Source organism: Pseudoramibacter faecis (assembly GCF_036289405.1).
In the GTDB taxonomy this organism is placed as follows: domain Bacteria; phylum Bacillota; class Clostridia; order Eubacteriales; family Eubacteriaceae; genus Pseudoramibacter; species Pseudoramibacter faecis.
This window is the reverse complement of the sequence record NZ_JAYFFI010000023.1, coordinates 23,539-31,195: the sequence shown is the minus strand read 5'-3', so window position 1 is coordinate 31,195 and position 7,657 is coordinate 23,539. Positions and strand designations below refer to the sequence as shown.

Here is a 7,657-nt window from a genome sequence, read left to right as displayed (position 1 = left end):
AAGTTTTTTGACGATGCTGCGTTTTTATCCCATGTGGCGATGCTCGAAGCGCATTATGCGGCGCCAAGGACAGCGGTTTTTTTCAAATAGGAGATGCCATTGACGATTGTCTATCGGGGGATTCGGCGTGAACGCATTCAATGCGGCGGCAGGATCTGCGACGTCGCAGCGGCGGGAACGGGCATCAAGTCGGAGGGCGCCATAAAAAAACATGGATCCGTTTGGGATCCATGGTTTTTTGTGTGCCGAAAAAGTCCGGCGGGATCAGCCCAGATCGTCGCGCACCGGCACGGACACCCGCTCATCGTAGGCGGCGAAGGCATCGGCAACCAGGGCGGCGTCCGGCGCTTTGGTGAACAAGCTGACGACAGGCACCAGCACGAGGCCGGCCACCATGGCAAAAACTCCGGCTTGGATGGGCGAGCGCAAAAAGGCTGGAAGCCACTGGGGTGCGAGCAAGGTGGCAATCATCAGCCCCACGGCGAAGATAAAAGAAACCCAGGTTGATGCGGCGGTGACGCGCCGGCTGTAAAGCCCGTAAAGGAAAGGCGCGAGGAAGGCGCCGGCCATGGCGCCCCAGGAAATCCCCATGAGCTGGGCGATGAAGGTCACGGCGCTTTTGTATTGAATCGTCGCGATGACGGCGGAAATCGTGATGAATACCACGATGAACAGCCGCAGCACGAGCACCTGCCGCTCCTCTTCCATATCCGGGAAGCACACATCCCGGATCAAATCGAGGGTCAGGGTGGAGCTGGAGGCGATCACCAGCGAAGAGAGGGTCGACATCGAGGCCGAGAGCACGAGGATCACCACCACGGCGATGAGCACATCGGGCAGGCCCGCGAGCATGGCGGGGACAATGGCGTCGAAGCCGTTTGCCGCGACGTTCACCCTGTCGGCATAGAGCCGGCCAAAGCCGCCGAGAAAATAGGAACCGCCGGCCACGACAAAGGCAAAGAGTGTCGAGATGACCATCCCCTTGTTGATGGAATGCTCGCTGTCGATGGCGTAAAACTTGCCCACCATCTGGGGCAGGCCCCAGGTGCCCAGCGAGGTGAGGAGGATCACCGCCAGCAGGCCCGGCGGATCCGGCCCGAAAAAGGAAGTGAAGGCGCCGAGCTGACCGGGGGCTGCCGCGGCATCCTTCACCCGGGAGAGGGAGATGATCGCGGCGTGAAAGCCGCCGTTGGCCCCAAGCGCCGCCGAGACGACGGCCGCGATGCCAAAGAGCATGATGATGCCCTGAATAAAATCGTTGATGGCCGTGGCCATGTAGCCGCCGGCGATGACATACACCGCGGTGAGGGCGGCCATCAGCACGATGCACACCACATAATCGATGTGAAAGGCCATGCCGAACAGCCGGGACAGCCCGTTATAGAGCGAAGCGGTGTAGGGAATCATGAAAACGAAGGTGATGACGGACGCCGCGATCTTAAGCGAGGGGCTGCCGAAGCGCTCGCCGAAGAACTGGGGCATGGTAGCCGCGCCGAAATGCTGGGTCATGATGCGGGTGCGCCGGCCGAGCACTACCCAGGCCAAAAGCGAGCCGAGCAGCGCGTTGCCGATGCCGATCCAGGTCGAGGCGACGCCGAACTTCCAGCCGAACTGCCCGGCGTAGCCCACGAAGATGACAGCGGAAAAATAGGACGTGCCGAAGGAAAAGGCCGTCAGCCACGGGCCGACGCTGCGCCCGCCAAGGACGAAGCCGTTCACGCTGACGGCGTGGCGCCCGCAGTGGATGCCGACGCCGATCATCACCGCGAAGAAGGCGGCGAGCAAAAAGATTTTGAGAAACAAAGCAAAACCTCCAGGTAAAAAGTGCAAGGGATACGCGGCGTATCCGAGGGCCGATGAGGGCAGAAAAAACCGCCCTCCGTTATCACACAGAGGGCGGACAAAGCCGCGTTACCACCTCTATTTCGCCGAGCCTCGCGAATCGGCGCTCATGAGGTACGGCTCAAGCGAGCGATACCTGCGCGCGTTAACGGGCGCTCCCGATCGCAGCCTACCGGGGAAAATCCCTTTGGGTGCGCGACTCCCGGAAGGTATTCGGCGCGCGGTCTGCGGCCGCCTTTCACCGGCCGGCGGTTCTCTGACGCAGACGCTGCGGGCTTACTCTTTTCCGATCGACATCTTTTATTCATTTTAGCATGCCAAAGTGCCCGGGGCAAGCTTTTTAACCGTCGGTTTCAGTATGAAATTCAGTACATGGGCAGCTGCGGCCATCGGCGGGAATGAAAAGTCCAGGTAAAGATTTGGTTAAAAGGCGGCGAATCAGGTGGAAAAAGTCGGCGACGTGGGGTAAGATAGGAGCAATCGGCGCATTTGCAGTCATTTTGCAGCGCCGGAAAACCATGTGAAAGAAGGTGTATCAATGATCGACTTCAATCAAATCAAAGGCTTTATCTGCGATATGGACGGCGTGATCTATTACGGCAACGAACTTTTGCCCGGTGTCCGGGAATTCATCGACTGGCTCTATCGGGAAGACAAGGCTTTTCTCTTTTTGACCAACAGCAGCGCGAAGACCCCTCGGGAGCTCTCCCAGAAGCTCGCATATTTGGGGCTCGACGTCAGTGAGGACCATTTTTATACCAGCGCGCTGGCGACGGCCCGCTTCCTGAAGCAGCAGTCGCCGGAATGCACGGTGTATCCCATCGGCGGCGTGGGCCTGATCAACGCGATTTATGCCGAGGGACTGGCCGTGGACGAGGTGGACCCGGATTACGTGGTGGTGGGCGAAAGTCAGAGCTACACCCTGGACACGGTGACCCGGGCGACCAACATGGTGTTGGGCGGCGCGAAGCTTATCGGCACCAACCCGGATGTCAGCGGTCCCATCGAGCAGGGCATCATGCCGGGGTGCGGGGCACTGGTGGCGCCCATCGAGATGGCCACCGGCAAGAAAGCTTATTTTTGCGGCAAGCCCAATCCGCTGATGATGCGCACCGGGTTGCGGCTTCTCGGCTGCCATTCGGACGAAGCGGTGATGGTCGGCGACCGCATGGATACCGACGTGATCTCCGGTCTGGAAAGCGGCATGGCAACGGCCTTGGTGCTCTCGGGGGTGACGGGCAGGGAAACCATCGAAACTTTCGCCTACCGGCCGACAGCCGTACTTGCCGGCGTAGGGGAAATTGTGACCTGCGCGGAAGCGGTTAAGGCCTGACGCGATGAGCGAGAAAAGCAGGGCTCGTTTATTTTATCTGGGGCTGGCCGCCGCGGTGTTTACGCTTGAGGTTGCCATCGCCCTGTGGGTTCACGATACGGTGATTCGCCCTTATATGGGGGATGTGCTGGTGGTGGTGGGGCTTTATGCGTTGGTGCGGGTGTTTAAACCGACGGGGTGGCCCCGGCTGCCCCTGGGCATTTTTGTCTTTGCCGCGGCGGCGGAGGTGTCCCAGGCCTTTCATCTGGCGGCACGTCTGGGCTTGGATCAAAGCCCGGTGATGCGAACGCTGATGGGCGGCACCTTCGACTGGCAGGATCTGCTGTGTTATCTGGTGGGTTGCCTGTTGATTGGACTCGTGGCCCGCCGCAGGCAGAAAAATTAAAATCCGAAGCCCAAACGGTTTCGGTTTTTTTTGGATGCCTTTAAAGCCGACTAAAGAATTAACGGTTTCAAAACGCCGGGAACCCTTGCTTTTATGGCCGCAATCTGATAACCTTAATGCATACTTAATATTCATTTGAACGAGCGGCAATGCCGCGGAAAGGATGTTTCATGCAAGAAAAACTGGCAAGGATTTTCAAGTTTGGCGAAAACGGAACAAACCTGAGAACCGAAGTGATGGCCGGACTGACGACCTTCATGGGCGTGGCTTATATTCTGGCGGTCAATCCGAACATGCTCTCGGCGGCCGGGATGGACAAAGGCGCGGTGTTCACGGCGACGGCTCTGGCCTCGGCCATCGGGACGCTCGTGATGGCCCTGCTCACCAATTACCCTTTTGTGCTCGCACCGGGGATGGGGCTTAACGCTTATTTTGCGTATTCAGTGGTCATCAAAATGGGCTACTCCTGGGAAATGGCGCTGGTGGCGGTCTTTATAGAAGGTATTATCTTTATCGTTTTAAGTCTGACCAATATCCGTGAAGCCATTTTCAACGCGATTCCCGAAACGCTGCGTCTGGCGATTTCCTCCGGGATCGGCCTGTTTATTGCGATGGTCGGACTGCAGGGGGCGAAGATCGTGGTCAATGACGATTCGACCTTGGTCACCATGTTCAAATGGAGCACGGCGAGCAATGCCACGCTGGGCCTGACGGTGGCCCTGGCCCTGCTCGGGACGGTGCTCACTGGCTTTCTGCTGATCCGCGGGGTCAAGGGCGGCGTGCTCATCGGGATCCTGGCGACCTGGCTCGTGGGGATCATCTGTGAGGTGGCCGGGTTTTATGTGCCGGTGCCGAAGCTGGGGCTTTATTCGCTGATTCCGGATTTTTCCCGCGGGATTCACGTCGCGTCTCTGGCGCCGACCTTCATGAAGTTCGATTTCTCCAAGGGCTTGAGCTTTGACTTTGCGACGGTGGTCTTCGCCTTTCTCTTTGTCGATATTTTCGATACCCTGGGCACGCTCACCGGCTGTGCCGTGAAGGCGGGCTATATTGATGAAGACGGCAATCTGCCGCGGATCAAGGGCGCGCTGATGGCCGACGCCGTCGCTACCACCATCGGGGCCTGCCTCGGGACGTCCACCACGACGACCTTTGTCGAAAGCTCTCTCGGCATTGCCGAAGGGGGCCGCACCGGTCTCACCGGCATCGTCATGGTGATCCTCTTTATCCTGGCGTTGTTCTTCTCGCCGATCTTTCTGGCGATTCCGTCCTTTGCGACGGCGCCGGCGCTGATCATCGTCGGCTTTTTGATGATTCAAAACGTCACCCAGATCGACTTCACCGATCCGACCGAAGGCATTCCGGCTTTCCTGTGCCTGGCGTTCATGCCCTTCACCTACAGCATCTCCGAAGGGATCGGCGTGGGCTTCATCTCCTACACCCTGATGAACCTGCTGGCCGGCAAGAAGGAAAAGGTCTCGCCGCTGATGATCGTCATTTCGCTGCTTTTCATTTTGAAGTACATCTTTATCTAAGCGCTGATGTCAAAAGGTCGCTTCCCCGCGAGGCGGCTTTTTTTATAGCGTCGGACATTTTAAGTTAATTGACCTCAATCAGGCAAGGTGATAGAATAAGTGTGTTAAAAAAATAATAATCGGGAGGGATTATGAGCTATTTAAAAGAATATGCTGATAAACTGACGACGGCGGATGAAGCTGTCAAGGTGATCAAATCAGGGGATTATGTGGATTACGGATGGGTGACCTGCACCGTCCGGGCGTTGGACGAAGCTCTGGCCAAGCGCATGCCGGAGCTTACCGATGTGAAAATTTACGGCGGGATCGTGCCGTTTCGGCCAAAAATCTTTGATGTGCCGGATGCCAAGGAGCATTTCACCTGGAATTCCTGGTTTTATTCCGGGGTCGACCGCAAGGCGGTGAAAGACGGCTTTATCTTTCATGGGCCGGTGCGCTATTCGGAAGTGCCGCGGTATTACCGGGATATGCCCCACGCCCTGAACGTGGCAATGTTCCAAGTTGCCTCCATGGACAAACACGGCTGGTTCAACTTCGGGCCGAACACTTCCCATTATCGGGAAGTCGTGAACAAGGCCGATGTGGTCATCGTTGAGGTGAATACTTCCGTGCCGCGCTGCCTGGGGGTTGAAGAAGCGGTACACATTTCCGAAGTCGACATGATCGTCGAAGGGGACAATCCGGCGATGCCCGAAAGTGGCGGTTCGACTGAACCTACCGAAGTGGATCTGGCCGTGGCCAAGCAGATCGTGGCGGAGATTCCCGACGGCGCAACCCTGCAGCTGGGAATCGGCGGCATGCCCAACACCGTCGGCCAGCTCATCGCCGAAAGCGATCTGAAGGATTTGGGCGTTCACACGGAAATGTACGTCGATTCCTTCGTGGATCTGACCCGGGCCGGCAAGATCACCGGAGCCCGCAAGCCCATCGATCGCTACAAACAGACCTATGCCTTTGCTTCCGGCACGAAGAAGCTCTATGATTTTCTGGATGACAACCCGGCTTGCATGTCGGCGCCGGTGAATTATGTGAATGATCCGAGTGTTATCGGCCAGTTTGACGACTTCATGTCCATCAATAACGCGGTGGATATGGACCTCTTTGGCCAGATCAACGCCGAATCCGCCGGCCTGCGTCAGATTTCCGGCTCCGGCGGGCAGCTGGATTTCGTGCTTGGTGCGTATAATTCTAAGGGCGGGAAGAGTTTTATCTGCATGTCTTCTTCGTTCACCGATAAAAAGGGTGTGAAGCATTCGCGCATCAAACCGACGCTAACGGAAGGTTCCATCGTGACGGACACCCGTTCCAATTCGATGTACATCGTGACCGAATACGGCATGGCCTACCTGAAAGGGGCGACCACCTGGGAGCGGGCGGAAGCGCTGATTGCTATTGCCGATCCGGATTTCAGAGAAGAGCTCATCGCCGATGCCGAAAAGATGGGTATCTGGCGCCAGAGCAACAAGCGTTAAAGAAAAAAGGAGGTTATTATGGCCATTCGTATTGGTATTGTGGGTTACGGCAATCTGGGCAAAGGCGTCGAATGTGCCGTCCGGCAGAATGCCGACATGACCCTGGCCGCCGTTTTCACCCGGCGCAGCCCGGAGACGGTGACGATTTTAAGCGGCGGGGTGCCGGTGGTGCGTCAGGACGATTGGGCCGATTACGCCGACGCCATCGACGTGATGATTCTCTGCGGCGGCTCGGCGACGGATCTGCCAGCGATGACCCCGGCCTTTGCCGCTCATTTTAACGTGGTGGACAGCTTCGACACCCATGCCAACATTCCGGATCATTTTGCAGCGGTGAATGCCGCGGCGAGGGCCGGCAACCATGTGGCGCTGATCTCCGCCGGCTGGGATCCGGGACTGTTTTCACTCAACCGAGTCTATGCCTCGTCGGTTCTGCCCGAGGGCAAGCGTTACACCTTCTGGGGAAAGGGCGTCAGCCAGGGACATTCCGACGCGATCCGCCGCATCGATGGCGTGAAAGACGCCAGGCAATACACCATCCCAGTGGATGCGGCGCTGGCAGCGGCCCGCTCCGGCGACAATCCGGAGCTGACCACCCGTCAGATGCACACTCGGGAATGCTTTGTCGTCGCGGAAGACGGCGTGGACGAAGCGGGCCGTCAGGCGATTGAAAAAGCCATTGTCACCATGCCCAATTATTTCGCCGACTACGACACCACGGTGCATTTCATCACGGAAGAAGAACTGCGGCGGGATCACAGCGGGATCCCCCACGGCGGCTTTGTGATCCGCTCCGGCAAAACCGGCTGGGAAGCCGAAAACACGGCGGTGGTGGAATATGGCCTGACGCTGGATTCCAACCCGGAATTTACCGCCGGGGTGCTCGTGGCTTGTGCCCGGGCCGTGTATCGCTTTGCGCAGGACGGCGCCGTCGGCTGCAAAACCATGCTGGATGTGCCGCCGGCCTATTTGAGCCCGCTCGATCCGCAGACGTTGCGCGCCCGGATGCTTTAAATCGGAACGGCGCCTGGCCACGAAACGATTGCCCGGCATTTTAAGTCCGGCCGCCTTTGGACGGCCGGACTTTTTT

The 7,657-nt window shown here is 58.0% G+C and carries 6 protein-coding genes; 5 read left to right on the top strand and 1 reads right to left on the bottom strand.

Annotation, left to right across the window (positions count from 1 at the left end):
- Positions 1-264: 264 nt before the first annotated feature.
- Complete coding sequence (locus V3C63_RS11070) at positions 265-1,803, bottom strand: sodium:solute symporter family protein (RefSeq protein ID WP_329887956.1); 1,539 nt, start codon at positions 1,801-1,803, stop codon at positions 265-267.
- A 577-nt stretch (positions 1,804-2,380) separates the two neighbouring features.
- Between V3C63_RS11070 and V3C63_RS11065 the strand changes: the two genes are divergently transcribed.
- The 5 genes from V3C63_RS11065 to V3C63_RS11045 all read left to right on the top strand — a co-directional run bounded on the left by V3C63_RS11065 (position 2,381) and on the right by V3C63_RS11045 (position 7,581).
- Complete coding sequence (locus V3C63_RS11065) at positions 2,381-3,175, top strand: HAD-IIA family hydrolase (RefSeq protein WP_329887954.1); 795 nt, start codon at positions 2,381-2,383, stop codon at positions 3,173-3,175.
- A 4-nt stretch (positions 3,176-3,179) separates the two neighbouring features.
- Complete coding sequence (locus V3C63_RS11060; protein ID WP_329887952.1) at positions 3,180-3,560, top strand: ribosomal maturation YjgA family protein; 381 nt, start codon at positions 3,180-3,182, stop codon at positions 3,558-3,560.
- Between the two features lie 170 nt (positions 3,561-3,730).
- On the top strand, positions 3,731-5,095 hold the full coding sequence (locus V3C63_RS11055; RefSeq protein ID WP_329887950.1) for an NCS2 family permease: 1,365 nt from the start codon (positions 3,731-3,733) through the stop codon (positions 5,093-5,095).
- A 131-nt stretch (positions 5,096-5,226) separates the two neighbouring features.
- On the top strand, positions 5,227-6,567 hold the full coding sequence (locus V3C63_RS11050) for a butyryl-CoA:acetate CoA-transferase (protein WP_329887949.1): 1,341 nt from the start codon (positions 5,227-5,229) through the stop codon (positions 6,565-6,567).
- Between the two features lie 18 nt (positions 6,568-6,585).
- Positions 6,586-7,581 carry a diaminopimelate dehydrogenase gene (locus tag V3C63_RS11045; protein WP_329887948.1) on the top strand — a complete coding sequence of 332 codons (996 nt, stop codon included), beginning with the start codon at positions 6,586-6,588 and terminating at the stop codon, positions 7,579-7,581.
- The last annotated feature ends 76 nt before the right edge of the window (positions 7,582-7,657 follow it).